Source organism: Gordonia zhaorongruii (assembly GCF_007559005.1).
GTDB classification, from domain to species: Bacteria; Actinomycetota; Actinomycetes; order Mycobacteriales; family Mycobacteriaceae; genus Gordonia; species Gordonia zhaorongruii.
This window is the reverse complement of sequence record NZ_CP041763.1, coordinates 1,518,453-1,538,615: the sequence shown is the minus strand read 5'-3', so window position 1 is coordinate 1,538,615 and position 20,163 is coordinate 1,518,453. Positions and strand designations below refer to the sequence as shown.

16 protein-coding genes are annotated in these 20,163 nt (G+C 67.7%); 10 read left to right on the top strand and 6 right to left on the bottom strand.

Annotated features, from left to right (window positions below; translation table 11 throughout):
• Nucleotides 1-8 precede the first annotated feature (8 nt).
• The 3 genes from sufD to FO044_RS07110 are packed head-to-tail and all read right to left on the bottom strand — an operon-like array spanning nucleotide 9 to nucleotide 3,384.
• On the bottom strand, nucleotides 9-1,196 hold the full coding sequence (sufD, locus tag FO044_RS07120; protein ID WP_132994349.1) for a Fe-S cluster assembly protein SufD: 1,188 nt from the start codon (nucleotides 1,194-1,196) through the stop codon (nucleotides 9-11).
• Entirely contained in the window at nucleotides 1,196-2,632 is a 1,437-nt protein-coding gene (sufB, locus tag FO044_RS07115) for a Fe-S cluster assembly protein SufB (protein ID WP_132994350.1), read from the bottom strand. Before sufB ends, sufD begins: the two co-directional genes overlap by 1 nt.
• On the bottom strand, nucleotides 2,632-3,384 hold the full coding sequence (locus FO044_RS07110; protein ID WP_132994351.1) for a helix-turn-helix transcriptional regulator: 753 nt from the start codon (nucleotides 3,382-3,384) through the stop codon (nucleotides 2,632-2,634). The genes sufB and FO044_RS07110 overlap by 1 nt, the downstream gene beginning before the upstream one ends.
• A gap of 124 nt (nucleotides 3,385-3,508) precedes the next feature.
• Here FO044_RS07110 and mptB point away from each other — a divergent pair, with 124 nt between their 5' ends.
• From mptB to FO044_RS07090, 4 genes are all read left to right on the top strand, one after another.
• A complete protein-coding gene (gene mptB / locus FO044_RS07105) occupies nucleotides 3,509-5,263 on the top strand; it encodes a polyprenol phosphomannose-dependent alpha 1,6 mannosyltransferase MptB (protein WP_132994409.1) in 1,755 nt (584 codons plus the stop codon).
• A gap of 99 nt (nucleotides 5,264-5,362) precedes the next feature.
• A complete protein-coding gene (locus tag FO044_RS07100) occupies nucleotides 5,363-6,343 on the top strand; it encodes an ABC transporter ATP-binding protein (protein WP_132994352.1) in 981 nt (326 codons plus the stop codon).
• Entirely contained in the window at nucleotides 6,340-7,158 is an 819-nt protein-coding gene (locus FO044_RS07095; RefSeq protein ID WP_132994353.1) for an ABC transporter permease, read from the top strand. Before FO044_RS07100 ends, FO044_RS07095 begins: the two co-directional genes overlap by 4 nt.
• A complete protein-coding gene (locus tag FO044_RS07090) occupies nucleotides 7,155-8,102 on the top strand; it encodes a COX15/CtaA family protein (RefSeq protein WP_132994354.1) in 948 nt (315 codons plus the stop codon). The genes FO044_RS07095 and FO044_RS07090 overlap by 4 nt, the downstream gene beginning before the upstream one ends.
• Nucleotides 8,103-8,108: 6 nt before the next feature.
• Here the strand turns inward: FO044_RS07090 and FO044_RS07085 are convergent, their stop codons facing one another.
• Entirely contained in the window at nucleotides 8,109-8,456 is a 348-nt protein-coding gene (locus tag FO044_RS07085) for a hypothetical protein (protein ID WP_132994410.1), read from the bottom strand.
• Nucleotides 8,457-8,565: 109 nt separating this feature from the next.
• On the opposite strand from FO044_RS07085, the gene FO044_RS07080 reads away from it, so the two are divergent.
• On the top strand, nucleotides 8,566-9,531 hold the full coding sequence (locus FO044_RS07080; protein WP_132994355.1) for a quinone oxidoreductase family protein: 966 nt from the start codon (nucleotides 8,566-8,568) through the stop codon (nucleotides 9,529-9,531).
• Nucleotides 9,532-9,567: 36 nt separating this feature from the next.
• On the opposite strand, the gene FO044_RS07075 is transcribed toward FO044_RS07080, so the two are convergent.
• The gene (locus FO044_RS07075) at nucleotides 9,568-10,527 is read right to left on the bottom strand and encodes a heme o synthase (protein ID WP_132994356.1); all 960 of its coding nucleotides are present in this window, start codon (nucleotides 10,525-10,527) and stop codon (nucleotides 9,568-9,570) included.
• Nucleotides 10,528-10,770: 243 nt separating this feature from the next.
• On the opposite strand from FO044_RS07075, the gene tkt reads away from it, so the two are divergent.
• The 5 genes from tkt (at nucleotide 10,771) to pgl (ending at nucleotide 17,293) form a co-directional block, all read left to right on the top strand.
• On the top strand, nucleotides 10,771-12,846 hold the full coding sequence (tkt, locus tag FO044_RS07070) for a transketolase (RefSeq protein WP_132994357.1): 2,076 nt from the start codon (nucleotides 10,771-10,773) through the stop codon (nucleotides 12,844-12,846).
• A 73-nt stretch (nucleotides 12,847-12,919) separates the two neighbouring features.
• A complete protein-coding gene (gene tal / locus FO044_RS07065; protein WP_132994358.1) occupies nucleotides 12,920-14,041 on the top strand; it encodes a transaldolase in 1,122 nt (373 codons plus the stop codon).
• Between the two features lie 16 nt (nucleotides 14,042-14,057).
• Nucleotides 14,058-15,614, top strand: coding sequence for a glucose-6-phosphate dehydrogenase (gene zwf, locus FO044_RS07060; RefSeq protein ID WP_132994359.1), 1,557 nt, complete (start codon nucleotides 14,058-14,060; stop codon nucleotides 15,612-15,614).
• Nucleotides 15,615-15,633: 19 nt separating this feature from the next.
• Complete coding sequence (locus tag FO044_RS07055) at nucleotides 15,634-16,548, top strand: glucose-6-phosphate dehydrogenase assembly protein OpcA (RefSeq protein ID WP_132994360.1); 915 nt, start codon at nucleotides 15,634-15,636, stop codon at nucleotides 16,546-16,548.
• A gap of 13 nt (nucleotides 16,549-16,561) precedes the next feature.
• The gene (gene pgl / locus FO044_RS07050; RefSeq protein ID WP_235831564.1) at nucleotides 16,562-17,293 is read left to right on the top strand and encodes a 6-phosphogluconolactonase; all 732 of its coding nucleotides are present in this window, start codon (nucleotides 16,562-16,564) and stop codon (nucleotides 17,291-17,293) included.
• 14 nt (nucleotides 17,294-17,307) lie between these two features.
• On the opposite strand, the gene ppc is transcribed toward pgl, so the two are convergent.
• Nucleotides 17,308-20,151: a phosphoenolpyruvate carboxylase gene (ppc, locus tag FO044_RS07045; RefSeq protein ID WP_132994362.1), complete on the bottom strand. Its 2,844-nt coding sequence runs from the start codon at nucleotides 20,149-20,151 to the stop codon at nucleotides 17,308-17,310.
• Nucleotides 20,152-20,163 lie beyond the last annotated feature (12 nt).

Below are 20,163 nucleotides of genomic sequence, written 5' to 3'. Positions count from 1 at the left end.
TCGGGTGCTCAGGCGCCGGCGATCTCGAGTTCGGCCTCGATGGCCGCCTCGAGGCGCTCGCGGAGCTCGGGGACGGTGATCTTGGCGAGGACCTCGCCGAAGAACCCGCGGACGACGAGGCGACGGGCCTGCTTTTCCGGGATCCCGCGCGCCTGCAGGTAGAACAGCTGCTCATCGTCGAAACGCCCGGTCGCACTGGCGTGGCCGGCTCCGAGGATCTCGCCGGTCTCGATCTCCAGGTTAGGCACCGAGTCGGCGCGGGCGTTGTCGGTCAGCACCAGGTTTCGGTTGAGCTCGTAGGTGTCGGTGCTCTCTGCCTCCGGGCGGATGAGCACGTCGCCGATCCACACGGTGTGCGCTTCGCCGCGCTTATTGCCCGAGGTGTCGCCCTGAAGCGCGCCCTTGTAGGTCACGCGTGAGCGGCAGTTCGGAACCGAGTGGTCGATCAGGATCCGCTGTTCGAGATGCTGTCCCGCATCGGCGAAGTACAAGCCCCACAACTCGGCGTCGCCGCCGGGCGCACGGTACTGCACGTGCGGTGACAGCCGGACCAGGTTCCCGCCCAGGCTGACCGCGAAGTGCTTGACGACCGCGTCGCGGCCGACCGACACGTGATGCGCGGCGACATGCACGGCGTCGGAGTCCCAATCGTGGACGTTCACGACGGTCAGGTGCGCCTGATCGTCCGCGACGATCTCGACGTTCTCGGCGATGGTTCCACCGCCCCGCTGGTCGAGCACGATCACGGCCCGCGAGAACTTCTCGGCGCGGATCTGCAGGTGCGCGTAGGCGACCTCGCCCTCGCCGGGACCGGTTGCGGTGATGATCACCGGATCGGCGACCTCAGCCTCACCTCGGACGGTGACGACGGTTGCCTGCTCGAACGACGAGTACGCCTGCGCGGCGATCCGGTCGAACGGCACGCCGCCGTTCCCGAGACGCGCATCATCGCGTCCGACGGTCTCGATGCTCACGCCGTCGGCGGGGTCGGTGACCTCGACGGCCATCGTGCCGGTGGCAGGCGCCTTGCCCTCATGAAGTCCGCGCAGGCGACGGAACGGGGTGAACCGCCACGCCTCCTCACGCTGGTGCGGAACCTCGAAGGCGTCGACGTCGAACGACGTGAACATCTCGCCCTTGTTGGCCACGATTCCGGGGGCGGCCTTCTCCGAGGCCGCCGAAGTGGTGTCCGTCATCAGCCGACCGACCCTTCCATCTGCAATTCGATGAGCCGGTTGAGTTCGAGCGCGTACTCCATCGGGAGCTCCTTGGCGATCGGCTCCACGAATCCGCGCACGACCATCGCCATGGCCTCCTCCTCGTTGAGGCCGCGGCTCATCAGATAGAAGATCTGATCATCGCTGACCTTCGAGACGGTGGCCTCGTGCCCCATCGTCACGTCGTCCTCACGGATGTCGACGTACGGGTAGGTGTCGCTGCGACTGATCTGATCCACCAGCAACGCGTCGCACTGCACGGTCGACTTACTGCCGTGGGCGCCCGGGTTGACCTTGATCAAGCCGCGGTACGAGGACCGCCCGCCGCCGCGTGCGACGGACTTCGAGACGATGTTGCTCGACGTGTACGGCGCCATGTGCACCATCTTGGAGCCGGTGTCCTGGTGCTGTCCCTCACCCGAGAAGGCGACGGACAGGACCTCGCCCTTGGCGTGCTCGCCGGTGAGCCAGACGGCCGGGTACTTCATCGTCACCTTGGAGCCGATGTTGCCGTCGATCCACTCCATCGTGGCGCCCTCTTCGGCCTTCGCACGCTTGGTGACCAGGTTGTAAACGTTGTTCGACCAGTTCTGGATGGTCGTGTACCGGCAACGACCGCCCTTCTTCACCACGATCTCGACGACTGCCGAGTGCAGGGAGTCGGACTTGTAGATCGGAGCCGTGCAGCCCTCGACGTAGTGGACGTACGCGTCCTCGTCGACGATGATCAGCGTCCGCTCGAACTGGCCCATGTTCTCGGTGTTGATCCGGAAGTACGCCTGCAGCGGGATGTCCACGTGGACGCCCGGCGGAACGTAGATGAACGACCCGCCCGACCAGACGGAGGTGTTGAGCGCGGAGAACTTGTTGTCCCCGGCCGGGATCACGCTGCCGAAGTACTCCTGGAAGAGCTCCGGGTGCTCGCGCAATCCGCTGTCGGTGTCGACGAAGATCACGCCCTTCTCCTCCAGGTCCTCGCGGATCTGGTGGTAGACGACCTCCGACTCGTACTGCGCGGCGACACCCGCGACGAGGCGCTGCTTCTCGGCCTCGGGGATGCCCAGCTTGTCGTACGTGTTCCGGATGTCCTCGGGGAGGTCCTCCCACGACTCGGCCTGCTGCTCGGTCGACCGCACGAAGTACTTGATGTTGTCGAAGTCGATGCCGTCGAGGTTGCCGCCCCAGGTGGGCATCGGCTTGCGATCGAAGATGCGCAGGGCCTTGAGTCGCTGCTCGAGCATCCACTCGGGCTCGCTCTTCTTGTCCGAGATGTCGCGGACGACTGCCTCGGACAGACCGCGCTTCGCGGCCGAGCCTGCGTCGTCGCTGTCGGCCCAGCCGTACCCGTAGCGGTCGAAGGAAGCGATTGTCTCTTCCTGCGATAGCTGTGGGGCGGTGGGATCGGTGACCGTCATCAGAGGACCTTTCCTTCGGGTGAATCGGCGGTGCTGGGCTGAGCACCGTCCGTCGGGTCTAGCGCGGATTGCGGGTCGGCCTGCACCGGAACGTGCGTGCTGCATACGCAGTCGCCGTTCGCGATGGTGGCAAGCCGCTGAACGTGCGTGCCGAGGAGCTCGGTGAAGACCGCCGTCTCCGCCTCGCACAGTTCGGGGAACTCGGTCGCGACGTGCGCCACCGGGCAGTGATGCTGACAGATCTGGACGCCTGCTCCGACCTCGCGAGTATCCGCGGAGTAGCCCGCTCCGGAGAGCGCGCCGGCGATCTGCTCAACCGTGGCGATCACCGACCCGGACTCGGAGACGGGCTGCACGTCGGCGACCAGTCCGCTGACGCGTTCGCGAGCGAACTCGTCGACTGCAGCCTGTCCGCCGATATCGCGCAGCGTGCGCATGGCGGCGCCTGCGAGGTCGTCGTATGCGTGCCGCAGTTTGCCGCGCCCACTGGGCGTCAGCTGGAACCACTTGGCGGGGCGGCCCCGACCGCCCTTGTGAAATCCTGCGGGGGCGACCTCGACGTCGCCCGCATCGGCGAGATTGTCCAGGTGCCGGCGCACACCGGCGGGACTGATACCGAGCCGTTCCGCGATGTCACTCGCCGTCATCGGCCCCTCGTCGACCAACAGGGACACGACCGCCTCGCGGGTCTGGCCATCGGCACCAGAACCGTCTGCGTGCTGCTGGCGCAGCTCTCGCCTCGAAGTGGTCATGCTTTTCACAACACAAGTGTGTCCTAATTGATTCCACTGTTCCAGCAAGGGTGACCTAATCAGCACCCTGACCGACTTCGGCCGCACGGGCCGCTACAGTCGTCCTGTGCCCGAACTCCAGCTGATGCGCCGCGGCCTGGACTACCTCGGCCTCACGAAGGCTCCGGCCGAGCGGACCGCCGACACCACGGGTGAATACGGCACGAACCTCGCGAAGATGCACGACGACGAGTCCGAGGTCGGTCCGCTCAACGCCTTCGAGAACAAGCGACTACGCCGCATCCAGCTGTTCGGCACCACCGGTTCGGTGCTGATCCTCATCGGATCGCTCGGCACCGGAATGCTGCCTGTCCTGCAGAACCCGATCGTCGGCACCCGCCTCCTCTCACTGCCCTCCCGCATGTACTCGACGGCACTCACCGTGTCGATCGGCGGCATGATGATGCTCGTCCTCGCCTGGCTGCTGCTGGCGCGGTTCACCGTCGGGCGGATGAAGGTCGAGGTCGCCGAGCGGCGCAGCCCCGCACGTCGGATGTCGCCCGCCCAGGCGTGGCAGACCCTGGCCATGTGGGTCACTCCCCTGCTCATCGCTCCGCCGCTGCTGAGCAAGGACGTGTACTCGTACCTGGCGCAGAGCGCGATCGCCTACAAGGGCATGGACCCGTACACCTACAGCCCGATGCGGGGTCTGGGCGTAGACCATCCCCTGACTCTGTCGGTACCGAACCTCTGGAAGGACACTCCGGCGCCGTACGGCCCGCTGTTCCTCTGGATCGGCGAGCACATCACCGCGCTGACCGGGGACAACATCACGGCTGGAGTGCTGCTCCATCGGCTCGTCGCCTTGGCTGGGGTCGGGATGATCGTGTGGGCGCTCCCCCGCCTGGCCCGACGCTGCGGCGTCTCGACGGTGACCGCCCTGTGGCTCGGCGCGCTCAACCCCCTGCTGGTCCTGCACCTGGTCGGCGGCATCCACAACGAGGCGCTGATGCTCGGCATGATGCTCGTCGGCATCGAGTGGTGCTTCCGCGCCGTCTACGGCTCCACGCGTCTGCGCAGATCCGACCGACCGCTTCCCTCGCGCGCCGGATGGCTCCTGATCGCCGGAGCGGCGCTGATCGCCGCGTCGGCCATGGTGAAGGTCGCATCGCTGCTGGCGCTCGGGTTCGTCGGGATCGCACTCGCCCGCCGCTGGGGCGCCACCCTGCCCGCCCTGCGCCACGCTCCGGTCCGCGATTGGTGGAGTCGTTCGAAGCACTCGGTCGCCGCCCTCACGAAGTCTGCGACCTCACTGCTCGCCGTCACAGTCGTCGTGGTCGTCGCCGCCTGCCTGGGAACCGGTCTCGGCTTCGGCTGGACCGGCACCCTCAGCACCGGCGGCATCGTCCGTTCGTGGATGTCGATGCCGACCTTGCTCTCCGTGGTCTCCGGACGCGTCGGACTGTGGCTCGGGATGGGCGAGCAGACCCAGGCGATTCTCGACATCGCCCGTCCGATCGGGCAGCTGATCGCGGCGATCCTGGTGATCCGGTGGCTGCTCGCCTGCCTGTCCGGCAGGATCCACCCGCTCGGCGGCCTCGGCATCGCGATGGCGACGTTCGTGTTCTTCTTCCCGTTCGTGCAGGCCTGGTACCTGCTGTGGGCGATCATCCCGCTCGCTGCGTGGGCCACCACGCGCTGGTTCCGGACCGGCACCGTGATCATCTCGGCGATCATCTCCGTCGTCGTGATGCCGACGAGCTCGGACACCAGCCCGTTGGTCGTCGCGCAGGGCCTGGCGACCGGTGTGATCATGGTCGCAGCGGCTGCCATGATCTTCTTCATCGACAGCCCGGTGCGAGTGTGGATAGCCCGGCGCAGACGAGCGAAAGCCCAGTGAGAGCCGCATCCGCGCCGCGCCGGGAGTCCTCCACCGCAGCGACCGCGCGCTGTGCACCCGCCGGTTCGCCGGGTGCGCCGCTCACCTAGTCTGAAGGGCGTGCACGATGCCCTCACCTCCCCGAACGGTCCCACCGACCGTGCTGCAGGCAACGGGGCCGCAGATGGTGCCGCTCTGCACATCCGGAACCTGATCAAACGGTTCGGTGACACTACCGCTGTCGACGGGCTCGATCTCGACCTGCGGCGCGGCGAGGTACTCGCACTCCTCGGACCGAACGGTGCAGGCAAGACCACCACCGTGGAGATCTGCGAGGGATTCGGCAGGGCCGACTCCGGCGAGGTCAGGGTCCTCGGACTCGACCCGGTCACCGACAACGACAAGATGCGCCGCCGTATCGGAGTCATGCTGCAGGGCGGAGGCGCCTACCCCGGCGCGAAGGCCCGCGAGATGCTTCGGCTGTGCGCGTCCTACAGTGCGGATCCCATCGACCCGGACTGGCTGATGGATGTGCTCGGCATCGCCGACATCGCGGGCACCCCGTTCCGCCGGCTCTCCGGCGGGCAGCAGCAGCGGCTTTCGCTGGCGTGCGCGCTCGTGGGTCGTCCGGAGCTGGTATTCCTCGATGAGCCGACCGCCGGACTCGATGCGCACGCCCGGATCATGGTGTGGGAGCTGATCTCCCGACTGCGCTCGGATGGAGTCTCCGTCCTGCTCACCACACATCACCTGGATGAGGCCGAGGAGCTCGCCGACCACATCGTGATCATCGACCGAGGACGGGCCGTCGCCTCGGGGACTCCCGCCGACCTGGTTCGCCGGGACGCGAGCGGCCAGTTGCGGATCACCGCGGAGGGCATCGACCCGCTCGCCCTCGGATCGGTGCTCCCCGAGGGGTACTCGTGTACCCGCACTCCCGGTGGCGATCATCTGGTCCACGGTGAGATCACCCCCGCCGTCGTGGCCGACGTGACGAGGTGGTGCTCCGAGCACGATGTGCTGATCACCGGGCTCGCCGTGGACACGAACTCCCTGCAGGACGTGTTCCTGGAGCTGACCGGCCGAGAGGTGCGCGCATGACCGAGCCCGCCGACGTCGCGAGTGGCACGGCGCAGAACCGCTTCCGCGCGGGGACTTTCGCACCCGCACCGGCCCCGGCCTCGCTGATTCGCATGCTCGCCGCCCAGACGCGTATGGAGCTGACCCTGCTCCTACGCAACGGCGAGCAGTTGCTGCTCACCATGTTCATCCCGATAACTCTGCTGATCGGACTGTCGATCCTGCCGATCGACACCGGCGCGGGCGACACCGCCGCCGACCGTGCGACCACCTTCGTTCCGGCGATCCTGGCTGTCGCGATCATGTCGACAGCGTTCACCGGCCAGGCGATCGCCGTCGGCTTCGACCGCCGCTACGGTGCACTCAAACGTCTCGGCGCCACGCCGATCCCCCGGTGGGGCATCATCGCGGGAAAGTCGGCCGCGGTCGTCCTCGTCGTCGCGTTGCAGTCGCTGATCATCGGCGGCATCGGCCTCGCCTTCGGGTGGCGCCCGTCTGCCACCGGGCTGGCTCTCGGCGTGATCCTGATCGCGCTCGGCACCATCGCGTTCTCCACACTCGGTCTGCTGCTCGGCGGCACCCTCAAGGCGGAGGTGGTGCTGGCACTGGCCAACCTCGTGTGGTTCGTGCTCCTCGCGCTCGCCAGCCTGACCGTGTTCGACGAGCATGTGCCCGCAGCGGTCCACTGGGTGGCCCGCTGCTCCCCATCCGGCGCCCTCACCGAGGCGCTCAGGATGGCTCTCGATTCGTCGGTGGACCTGTTCGGTATCGGCGTACTGGTGGCCTGGTCGGTCATCGGCGGCGCGCTCGCAGTGAGGTGGTTCCGGTTCGAATGAGCCAGACAGCAGAGAAGAAGTCCCTGATCGCGTCGTGGGCGGGGTTCAAAGCTCCCACCCGCCGGTTCCTGTTCGGCTGGGCGATCGCAGACCTGATCGCGAATGTCCTGCTGGTCGTCACCGGCGGTGCGGTCCGCGTGACCGATTCGGGCCTGGGCTGCCCCACCTGGCCGCAGTGCACCGCCGGATCGCTCACCCCGCACGCGGAGATGGGAATCCACGGCGTCATCGAGTTCGGCAACCGGATGCTCACCTGGTTACTGGTCGCCGTCGCCGTCGCGACGTGGCTGGCGGCCATGCGGCACCGGCCCGTCGATCGCAGAGCACGCCGTCTGGCCACCGGCATCGCACTGGGCGTACCGCTGCAGGCCGTGGTCGGGGGCATAACGGTTCTGACGAACCTGAACCCATGGGTCGTCGCCTTCCACTTCCTCGCGACGATGCTGATCATCTCGCTGGCCGCCTGGCTCGTGTTCCACACCGACCCGGCACGGGCGCGCGACATCGCCCCCACAGCTTCGCCGGTCATCACCAGGTTCGCGGTCGGCATCTCCTGGATCGTGTACGCGATCACCTGGGTTGCCGTGTATCTCGGGACAGTCGTCACCGGCTCCGGACCGCACGCCGGCGACATCGACTCGCATCGCAACGGTCTGGAACCGACCCAGGCCACGCAACTGCACGTCGATGCGGTGTGGGCTCTCGTCGGGGTCACTGCTGCGTTGATCCTGCTGACCGTGATCGCGACGCTGCCCTCCCGGCGGGCCGCGGGAACCTTCGGCGGGATCATCCTGCTGCAGGGCGTGATCGGCTACGTCCAGTACTCGACCGACCTGCCCGAGTGGATGGTCGTTCTCCACATGTTCGGTGCGGCACTGCTCATGGCGGGCGCCACGTACCTGCTGGTGAGCGCCATCCGGGACAGGGCACTCACCGACAGGTGAGCTCGCTCAGTCGAGAATTCTGCTGTTGCGCGCCTGAGGGAAACGCTTCTGCTTGGCGACCCATCCGGCCATCTTCCGCCAGTGCGCCGGACGGACATTCGCGACGGAGGTCAGCTCGCGGTCCCATTCGCCCACCTCGAGTCCGTCGACCGAATCGACCACGGCCTTCGCCGTCGTCATATCGTCGACCATGCGGTCTCCGAGCAGACCACCGTCCTCGCCCACGAGAGTGATGCGGACCCCGGCTTCGCCGACCGGCTGCAGCACGGCCGTCGCGGAACCGCCCTGCTTCTTCAGGAAGCCCCGGATGGAACCGACCACGTCGGACGGCACCTTCACCGACGGCTCTGCCATCGAGGCGCCCTCCTGCGATGCATCGGCTGCCTGTACCGAGTCCTCGGTCTGCACTGCGGTGTCCTCTTCAGTCATGCGGAGAATCATACCGGCGTGCGAAACTGAGGTCATGCGCGCGATCCACGTGTCCCGTCACGGCGGCCCCGAAGTCCTCGATCTCGTCGATGCCGACGACCCGGTCCCGAATGCAGGAGAAGTGCTCGTCCGGGTACGTGCGGCCGGCGTCAACTTCATCGATACCTACCTCAGGGAGGGCCGCTACCCCTCGAATCCGCCGTACGTGCCCGGGAGCGAGGGTGCCGGAGAGGTGATCGCACTCGGCCCCGACGTGACCGATCTCACGGTCGGCGACCGGGTCTCCTGGTGCGATTCGCCGGGCAGCTATGCCGAGCAGGCCCTCGTGCCTGCGGCGCGTGCGCTGCGGGTACCTGCGGACGTCGAGTACCCGGTGGCCGGATCCGCGCTGCTGCGGGGACTCACCGCCCATTACCTGCTCGACGGGAGCGCCCATCCGGCATCGGGCGACACGATCGTCGTGCACGCCGGTGCGGGCGGCGTCGGACTGATCCTCACCGAGTGGGCGGCCGCTCGCGGCATCACCGTCATCAGCACGGTCTCGACAGACGAGAAGGCGGAGCTCTCCCGTAAGGCGGGCGCCGCGCACGTCCTGCGTTACGACGACGACCTGGCCTCGCGCGTTCGCGATCTCACAGCCGGCCGGGGTGCGGGAGTCGTCTACGACGGGGTCGGCGCGGATACCTTCGATTCGTCGGTCGCGGCCACCGCGGTGCGCGGCACCGTCGTCCTCTTCGGCGGAGCGAGCGGTCCGGTGCCGCCGTTCGACCTGCAGCGCCTCAACGGCGCCGGGTCCCTCTTCGTCACGCGGCCGACGCTCGCGCACTTCATCGCCGATCCCGCCGAGTTCCGGTGGCGTGCGGACGAGTTCTTCGGCGCGATCGCCGATGGAACACTCCACGTGTCGGTCGGTCAGACCTTCCCCCTCGCCGACGCGGAGCACGCGCACCGGGCGCTGGAGTCACGGGGCACCACCGGGGCCACCGCACTGATTCCCTGACTCGCAAGCCGGCGACCAGGGCACACCACGTTCGGGTCAGAAGTAGTTGGCGACCGTCTGCAGGTCGAGGATCGCGTCGACGGCCAGGCCGCAGAACAACAGCGCCAGGTACTCGTTGGAGAGCAGGAAGATCTTCAGCGGCTTCAGTTCCACACCGGCGCGGGTCTCGCGGTACAGCTTGGTGACACCCCAGATGAACCAGATGCCGGTCAGGAGCGCGATGGCCAGGTAGATCCAGCCCGCTGCCGGGATGAGCACGAACGACGTGATCACCGTCAGCACCGTGTACCCGAGCATCTGGGCGGTGACCTTCTCATCGCTCGCGATGACCGGAAGCATCGGCACGCCTGCCGCTCGGTAATCCTCGCGGTACCGCATGGCGAGCGCCCACGTGTGGGGCGGCGTCCAGAAGAACACGACGAGGAACAGCACGACGGGTTGCCAACTCAATGTTCCGGTGGCCGCCGCCCAGCCGACGAGAGCGGGCATGCAGCCGGCCGCGCCGCCCCAGATGACGTTCTGCCACGTGCGGCGCTTGAGGATCAGCGTGTAGACGAACACGTAGAAGCCGATGGTGATCATCACCAGGATCGCGGCCAGCAGATTCGCGGCGAAGAACAGGACCAGGAACGACGCGATCGCCAGGACAATGCCGAATATCAGCGCGTTCCTGGTCGGCACCGCCTTGCGGGCGAGCGGCCGTTTCTGTGTGCGCTTCATCTTCTGGTCGATGTCCGCATCGGCGACCATGTTCAGGCTGTTCGCGCTCGCGGCGCCGAGCCAGCCGCCGACCACGGTGAGCAGGATCAGCCCGATGTCGATCGTCCCGCGATCGGCCTGGAGCATCACCGGGATGGTCGAGATCAGAAGCAACTCGATGACACGCGGTTTGGTGAGCGCGATGTAGGCGAGGACCGTGGCGCGCACCCGCTGCCATCCGGTGTGCGGTGCCGTCTCCGAGCCGACGCTGACGCCGGAACTCTCCCGAGTCCTCACTCATGCTCCTCATGTCGTGACCGCCGGAAACTCAGACGAACTCCGCTGACCACGTCGAAACCGACTTCTACTACAAGCGATGGTAGCCCCGGTCCACTCGCGGAGAAGAATCGGGATGAGCGCGATGCGACCGGGCCCACATCGCGCCTCCTGCGCGCGAACCGCCACCGTCCCGCTAGGCTGGACGACGTCTAAGCCGTCCGACGGGACGAACAGTATCGACGCACAGGAGAACCCACGATCGTGGCCATTACCGACGAGATCCGCGCGCTGACCCAACCGGCCCACCCCGAGAACTGGACCGAGCTGGACACGAAGGCCGTCGACACGGCCCGCATCCTGGCCGCCGATGCGGTTCAGAACTGCGGAAGCGGTCATCCGGGCACCGCGATGAGCCTGGCGCCGCTCGCCTACAGCCTGTATCAGCGCGTCATGCGCCACGACCCGGCCGATCCGGCATGGGTCGGCCGGGACCGCTTCGTCCTCTCGTGCGGCCATTCCAGTCTCACCCAGTACATCCAGCTGTATCTCGGCGGTTTCGGACTCGAACTCGACGATCTGGTGGCGCTGCGCACGTGGGGATCGCTCACCCCCGGCCACCCGGAGTACGGCCACACCAAGGGCGTCGAGATCACCACCGGCCCGCTCGGCCAGGGCCTCGCCTCCGCGGTCGGCATGGCGATGGCCGCCCGCCGCGAGCGCGGCCTGCTCGATCCGGAGACGCCTGCGGGCGAGAGCCCATTCGATCACCACGTCTACGTGATCGCGTCGGACGGCGACATCGAGGAGGGCGTCACCTCGGAGGCGTCTTCGCTCGCCGGTGTCCAGGAGCTGGGCAACCTCATCGTCTTCTACGACGACAACGCGATCTCCATCGAGGACGACACGGCGATCGCCCTCGGTGAGGACACTGCGAAGCGCTACGAGGCCTACGGCTGGCACGTGCAGACCGTGGACGGCGGTGAGAACGTCACGAGCATCGAGCAGGCGATCGAGGCGGCCAAGCAGGTCACCGACAAGCCGTCGATCATCGTGTTGCGCACCATCATCGGCTGGCCCGCACCGAACAAGATGAACACCGGTGCGGCGCACGGCGCCGCACTCGGCGAAGACGAGGTCGCCGGAACCAAGGAGTTCCTCGGCTTCGACCCCGCCAAGAGCTTCGACGTCGCCGACGACGTCATCGCGCACACGCGCAGCCTGGCCGAGCGCGCCCGCACTACTCGCACCGAATGGCAGAAGTCGTTCGACGCGTGGGCGTCGGCCAACCCCGAGAACAAGGCGCTCTTCGACCGGCTGTTCGGCGGTGAGCTTCCGGACGGCTGGGCCGACGCGATTCCGTCGTGGGAGCCCGGCGACAAAGACGTCGCCACCCGATCCGCATCGGGCAAGGTGCTCTCCGCGCTGGCCCCGATCCTCCCGGAACTGTGGGGCGGCTCCGCCGATCTCGCCGGCTCCAACAACACGACGATGGACGGTGCCACCTCGTTCGGCCCCTCGTCCATCTCCACCGGAACCTGGAACGCCGAACCCTACGGCCGCACACTTCACTTCGGCGTCCGCGAGCACGCGATGGCCTCGATCCTCTCCGGCATCGTGCTGCACGGTCCCACCCGCGCGTACGGCGGCACGTTCCTGCAGTTCGCCGACTACATGCGACCGGCGGTGCGGCTCGCCGCCCTCATGGAGATCGATCCGGTCTACGTGTGGACGCACGACTCCATCGGTCTCGGCGAGGACGGCCCCACGCATCAGCCGATCGAGCACCTGGCAGCGCTGCGCGCCATCCCCAACCTCGACGTCGTCCGTCCGGCGGACGCCAACGAGACCGCGTTCGCGTGGCGACACCTGCTCACGCGCCGCGACCACCCGGTGGGGCTGGCGCTCACCCGCCAGAACGTCCCGATCCTCACCGGCACCTCGTACGAAGGTGTGGCCAAGGGCGGTTACGTCCTCGCCGACTCCGAGGGCACCCCGGATGTGGTCCTGATCGGCACCGGCTCGGAGGTCTCGCTGGCAGTGGAGGCGCGTGACGCACTCGCCGCGGAAGGTGTGCAGGCGCGCGTCGTCTCCATGCCGTCGATCGAGTGGTTCGACGAGCAGGACGGCGACTACCGCGAGTCCGTGCTCCCGACCGGCGTCCCCCGGGTCGCCGTGGAGGCCGGCATCGCGATGCCGTGGCACGCGATCGTCGCAGGCGGCGAGATCGTCTCGCTCGAACACTTCGGCGCGTCCGCGGGTTACCGCAAGCTGTACGAGGAGTTCGGCATCACCGCCGACGCTGTCGCCGCTGCCGCTCGCCGCGCCGTGCGCAGCTGATTCGACGGCGCCCCACCAGACCGAGTCTCACCAGACGATTCACCGGACAGCGACCCACGAGAGGATTCGCAGAATGACGCAGAACAGCAAACTCACTGAATTGTCGGAGGCCGGCGTCTCGGTCTGGCTGGACGATCTGTCGCGTGAATTGATCTCCTCAGGCGGCCTCCAGGAGTACGTCGACACCCGATCGATCGTGGGCGTCACCACCAATCCGTCGATCTTCCAGAACGCCATCTCGTCGGGTGGCGGCGCCTACGCCGATCAGATCAACGGCCTCGCGGCCGCAGACACCGACGTCGACGTCACCATCACGGCGCTGACCACCGATGACGTGCGGTCGGCGTGCGACGTGCTGGCACCGGTGTTCGAAGCGACCGACGGACTCGACGGTCGCGTGTCGATCGAGGTGGATCCGCGATTGGCGAACAAGACCGCGGAGACAGTCGCGCAGGCAGTCGAGCTCTGGAATCTCGTCGATCGCCCCAACCTGTACATCAAGATCCCGGCCACCGAGGCGGGTGTTCCCGCGATCGCCGACGTGATCGCCGAGGGCATCAGCGTCAACGTGACCCTGATCTTCTCCGTCGAGCGCTACCGCGAGGTGATGGACGCGTACCTCGACGGTCTCGACCGCGCCCTGCGCAACGGTCACGATGCCGCCAGGATCGCGTCGGTCGCGTCGTTCTTCGTCTCCCGCGTGGACACCGAGATCGACGACCGACTGGACAAGATCGGCACCCCCGAGGCATTGGAGCTCCGCGGCAAAGCCGGCCTGGCGAACGCCCGGCTCGCCTACGCGGCGTACCAGGAGGTGTTCGAGACCGAGACCCGCTTCCCGGATCTGCAGGCGCACGGTGCTCTCGCGCAGCGGCCGTTGTGGGCGTCCACCGGGACCAAGAACGCGGAGTACCCGGACACGCTGTACGTGAGCGAGCTCGTCGCACCGAACACCGTCAACACCGTGCCCGGCAAGACCCTCGAGGCCTTCGCCGACCACGGCTGGGTCAACACGTCGTCGATCGTCGGCCAGGAAGGCTCCTCGCGCGAGGTCTTCGCCGCCCTGCGCGACGCGGGCGTCGACCTCGACGACGTGTTCGCCGTTCTCGAACGCGAGGGCGTCGACAAGTTCGAGAAGGCCTGGACCGAACTCCTGAGCGCTACGTCGGCACAGCTCGACGCGGCGCGGAGCTGAGACGGGTATCACGCCGATGACGGGTGCCGGCAAGCGATCCGGGGCCGAGCAGAAGTGGACCAACCCGCTGCGCGACCCGCATGACCGGAGGCTCCCCCGGATCGCGGGTCCGTCGGCACTGGTGATCTTCGGTGTCACCGGCGACCTCGCCCGCCGCAAGTTGATGCCGGCGATCTACGACCTGGCGAACCGGGGCCTGCTTCCGCCGAGCTTCGCACTCGTCGGGTTCGCGCGCCGGGACTGGGGCGACGCCGACTTCGCCGACATCGTGCGCGAGGCCGTCGAGGCGAACTGTCGCACCGAGTTCCGCGAGGAGGTGTGGGGACGGCTCGCGGAGGGGATCCGCTTCGTCGCGGGCTCCTTCGAGGACGACGCCGCCTTCGCCGAACTCCAGGACACGCTCACCGCACTCGATCGCGAACGCGGCACTGACGGCAACCACGCGTACTACCTCTCCATTCCACCGAAGGCCTTCCCGGTCGTGCTCAGCCAGCTCCGGCGCACCGGGATGGCCGATCCATCGGGCGAGAGCTGGCGGCGCGTGGTGATCGAGAAGCCGTTCGGTCACGACCTCGAGTCGGCCGTCGAGCTCAATGCGCTGGTGAACAGCGTGTTCGCCGAGGAATCGGTCTTCCGAATCGACCACTACCTCGGCAAGGAGACGGTGCAGAACATTCTGGCGCTGCGCTTCGCGAACCAGTTGTTCGATCCGTTGTGGAGTTCGCACTACGTGGACCACGTGCAGATCACCATGGCCGAGGACATCGGGCTCGGCGGCCGGGCCGGCTACTACGACGGCATCGGCGCGGCGCGGGACGTGATTCAGAACCATCTCCTGCAGCTGCTCGCTCTGGTCGCCATGGAGGAGCCCGTGTCGTTCTCCCCGAGGCACCTGCAGATCGAGAAGATCAAGGTGCTGTCGTCCACCCGGAACATCCATCCGATCGCCGAGAACTCGGCTCGCGGGCAGTACGGGCCGGGCTGGCAGGGTTCGGACAAGGTGATCGGACTCAAGGACGAGGAGGGATTCGCCGCAGACTCGACGACCGAGACGTTCGCGGCCATCGCGCTCGAGGTGGACACCCGACGATGGGCCGGGGTCCCGTTCTATCTGCGGACCGGCAAGCGGCTCGGCCGACGCGTCACCGAGATAGCGCTCGTCTTCAAGCGGGCGCCCCACCTCCCCTTCGACGACACGATGACCGCCGAGCTGGGACAGAACGCGCTGGTCATCCGCGTCCAACCCGACGAGGGCGTCACACTCCGGTTCGGGTCGAAGGTTCCCGGTAACAGCATGGAGGTCCGCGACGTCAACATGGACTTCAGCTACGGCGAGGCGTTCACCGTCTCCTCCCCCGAAGCCTACGAACGACTCCTCCTCGACGTGCTCCTCGGTGAGCCGTCGTTGTTCCCGGTCAACGAGGAAGTGGAGTTGAGCTGGCAGATCCTCGACCCGGTCCTCGCGGAATGGACGCGGGAGGGCAACCCGGACGAATACGAGTCGGGTACCTGGGGTCCGGCCTCCGCGGACGAGATGCTGAGCCGAACCGGCCGCACCTGGCGGCGGCCGTGAGTGACATGAGGAGGCTGCGATGATCGTCGATCTTCCCGACACCGACACCACCGAGGTCAGCAAGAAACTGGTCCGGATGCGCAGGATCGGCGGAGCCGTCACCCTGGGACGCGTTCTCACGTTGATCATCGACATCGACGCCAGCGACGACACCGAGGCGGCTGTCTCGGCCTCGAACCTGGCGAGTCGCGAGCACCCGTGCCGCGTGATCGTGGTGGCCCGCGACGACCATTCCGGAGATGCGCGTCTGGACGCCCAGATCCGGGTCGGCGGCGATGCCGGAGCCTCCGAAGTGGTCCTGCTGACCCTGTCCGGTCCGCTCGCCCAGCATCCGGCCGCAGTGGTGACACCGTTCCTGCTTCCCGACACTCCGGTCGTCACGTGGTGGCCCGGTCGTGCACCCGAGCATCCCGCAGGCGACCGGCTGGGCCGACTCGCGTCGCGGCGGATCACCGACGCCCGGCAGGCCTCCGACCCCCGGACATTCCTGGCGGCACGCCGATCGGGCTACGAGGCGGGCGACACCGATCTCTCCTGGTCGGCGACCACCCCTTGGCGTGCGATGCTCGTCTCCGCCCTGGATCGGCCCCCGCACACCCCGATCGTCTCGGTCGAGGTGATCGGCCCCTACGACATGCCCGGCCTGGACGTCTTCGCGGGTTGGCTCGCGCACGCGCTCAAAGTCCGCGTGGTGCGCCTATCCGGGACGCTCGGTGTCCGACTGCTGCGTGAAGACGGCGAACTCTCGATGACGGTGGACGAAGACGGCAACGGGATCCTGCGCAGCACCGGGCATCCGGACGGACGGGCGGCGTTCGCGCGTCGCACCACCGCGGAGTGCCTCGCCGAGGAACTGCGCAGCCTCGACGCCGATGAAGTGTACGAGGGCGCCCTGCACGGTCTGCCCGCCGTCGAGTACGAGGAGGAGTTATGACCGGAGTGGACCTGTGAGCGGGGCTGCGGAGACCCTGATCTTCGACACCTCCGCTGACCTCATCGAAACTGCGCGCGCCCGGTTCGTCGATGCGCTGACCTCGGCGCAGGAGGCCCGCGGCACCGCGTCGATTGCGCTCACCGGTGGCAGCAACGGCATCGGCTTGCTTCGGGCCCTCGCCGGGAACTACGGCACCGTCGACTGGTCGCGAGTCGAGATCTACTGGGGGGACGATAGATTCGTCCCGGCCACGCATCCGGAACGCAATTCCGGGCAGGCGTTCGAGGCACTGCTGAATCACGTCCCGGTCGACCCGGAACGCGTGCACGTGATGGCTCCGTCCGATGGCGCTTTCGGCGACGACATAGACGCCGCGGCCTCCGATTACGCGCGGCTCGTCGGCAGCGACACCGTCTTCGACGTGCACCTGCTCGGCATGGGAGGCGAAGGGCATGTCAACTCGCTGTTTCCCGGGACCCCGGCGACCGCCGAGGACCTGTCCCCGGTGGTCGCGGTGACCGACTCCCCCAAACCGCCGCCCCGGCGGATCACTCTCACGTTCCCGGTGATCAACCGCTCCCGCCAGGTGTGGTTCCTGGTATCGGGGGCGGACAAGGCTGACGCGGTGTCCGCTGCGCACGGCGGCGCCTCGCGCACCGACTGGCCGTGTGCGGGCGCGCACGGCACCGAGGACACCGTGTGGTTCGTCGATGCCGCCGCAGGCGCGCAGCTGGACTTGAAGTAGGCCTTGAACTCGGGCTAGCCGCTGTTTCGAAGCGCCGTCGCGAGTCCGTTCATCGTCAGTTGGATCCCGCGGCGGGTGCGCGGTGAGTCATCCCCGCTGCGGAACCGCTCCAGCAGTTCCACCTGCAGTAGATTCAGCGGCTCCAGGTACGGGAAGCGGTTGACGACAGACCGCTTCAACGCATCGTTGTCGGCGAGAAGGTCGTCGCTGCCGGTGATCCTCGCGCACCAGGCGATGGTCTTCTCGTGTTCGTCGACGATCATCGAGAACACCCGGTCGCGCAACTGCGCGTCGGGGACGAGCTGCGCGTACCGGTACGCCAGCCCCATGTCGCTCTTGGCGAGGACCTGCGCCATGTTCGACATCACCGACTGGAAGAACGGCCACCGTCGGTAGTAATCGGTGAGTGCGGCGATGCGGTCCGGGTCGTCGCCCGCCCACTCGTCGAAGGCACTGCCGGTGCCGTACCAGCCGGGCAGCATCACCCGGCACTGCGTCCACGACAGCACCCACGGGATGGCCCGAAGGTCGGAGATCGCCGCCGTCTGCTTGCGCGAGGTGGGCCGGCTGCCGATGTTGAGCGCGCCGATCTCCGACAGCGGCGTCGACGAGGTGAAGTACTCGACGAAGCCTGGCGTCTCGTGCACCAGGCGCGAGTAGGCGCGCCGGGCGGCCGCGGCGAGTTCGTCGAACACCTCGTACGCCTGCCCGGAGTCGGCGCCGAGGCCTTCGACGTCGAGCAGCGATGACTCGATCGTCGCCGCGACGAGGGATTCGAGGTTGCGGCGCGCACTCACCGGTTCGGCGTACTTGGCCGCGATGATCTCGCCTTGCTCGGTCAGGCGCAGCGACCCCTGCACCGCGCCCGGCGGTTGGGCGAGGATCGCGTCGTAGCTCGGTCCGCCCCCGCGGCCCACCGTGCCGCCGCGTCCGTGGAAGAGCCGTAATCGGATGCCCGCCGTGCGCGCGGCCTGCACCAGGTCGAGTTCGCCTCGGTACAGCGCCCAGTTCGCGGCTAGGTAACCGCCGTCCTTGTTGGAGTCGGAATAGCCGAGCATCACCTCGTGGATGTCGTCCTGATTGCGGACGAGGCAACGGTAGAAGTCGAGTGCGAGGGCATCGGTGAGGACCTGCGCGCCGGCCTGCAGGTCTTCGATGGTCTCGAACAGCGGAACCACCCGCACGCTGCAGGCCGGGGTGACACCGACGTCGTACAGGCCGGCTTCCTTGAGCAGCACGAGGGCCTCGAGCATGTCCGAGACCGACCGGCACATGCTGATGATGTAGTTGGGCACGGCCTTCGGGCCGAACCGATCGACCGCCGCGGCAGCGGCATGCACGACACCGAGTTCCTTGGCAGCCAGTTCGCTGAGCTGTGCGCCGGATCGGGTCAACGGACGTCGGGACGTCAGTTCCGCAGTCAGGACGCGTACGCGGTCGGCTTCGTCCAGCGAGGCGTAGTCGTCGCACGCCCCGGCCCAGGCGAGGAGTTCCCCGACGACCTCCTCGTGCGTCTCGGAGTTCTGCCGCATATCCAGGCCGGACAGATGGAATCCGAACGTACGCACCGCTTCCCGCAGCGCACCGAGTCGGTCGTCGGCGATCGCGTCGTCGCCGACGGCGCGCAGGGCGGCGTCGATCACGTCGAGGTCCGCGAGGAACTCGTCCGCGTCGGTGTACGGCGCGGACGTCGAGGCGACCTCGCGGTCGGCTGGGGCGAGGAAGTCCTCTCCCAAGGTGTCTTCCGCGCGGGCGAGCAGGCGGGCTCGCACCGCAGCGATCGCGGAGCGGAACGGTTCGTCGTCGACTCCGTCGGGGTACTCCGGCGCATATCCGGCACCCAGCGCCGACAGCCCATCGGTCACGCCGTGGATCAAGCGCACCGACACGGCGAGTTCCTGATGCAGATCGGTGAGTTCGTCGAGGTGATGACGCATCACCGTAGCCGCCGCCGAGGACGTCGCCTCGGTCACCACGTCGGCGCTCACGAACGGGTTGCCGTCCCGGTCGCCGCCGATCCACGAGCCCATGTTGATGATCGACAGGTCTCGGAGCCCGGCCGTCGGGAACACCTGGGTGAGCGCCTTCCGGACGTCGGTGTTCAGGGACGGGATCACCTCGAAGAACGACGCTCCGTAATAGCGCAGGCCGGTCGTTATCTCGTCGCTGATAGTGAGGCGACGCATCCGGATCAGCGCGGTCTGCCAGAGCATCAGAATCTGCCGCGAGATGTCGCGGGAGATCCGCGCCTGCTCGTCGGCGGTGAGTTCGGTGCGGCGCCGCTCCCGCATGAGCTCGGTGATGCGATTCTGTGCGTCGAAGACGCTGCGCCTGCGTGTCTCGGTGGGATGTGCGGTGACGACCGGGACCACGTGCGCGCGGTTCAGCTCGTACCCGACCTGGGCATCGGAGAGTCCGGCCCGGGCCAAGCGTGCGAACGTCGCTCCGAGCGAGGACGACTGCGGCTCGTCGCCCGCCAGCACGTGGATGCGACGGCGGCGCTCCCGGTGGAGATCCTCGGCCAGATTGGCCAACAGCGCGAAGCTGGTGAACGCCCGCACCACGGGCATGAGATCATCCACGGGGCGCTCGTCGTACCGGGCCGCGAGCTCGTCGCGGGTGACATCGGCGTAGCGGATCCCGAACGCATCGCGCCGGGAGCTCTCCACGAGGTCGAATATCTCCTCGCCGGCCTGATCGCGGATCACCTCGCCGAGCAGCTCGCCTAGGAAGCGGATGTCGTCGCGGAGCGGCTCGGTCGCCGCGCGCCCCGAGTCCTCGACCAGGATACGGTCGACCATGGGCGTCGCGATGGCGCGAACGACGGGATCAGACTCGGAGTGCGTAACGGAGACCATGCCCCGAACTTA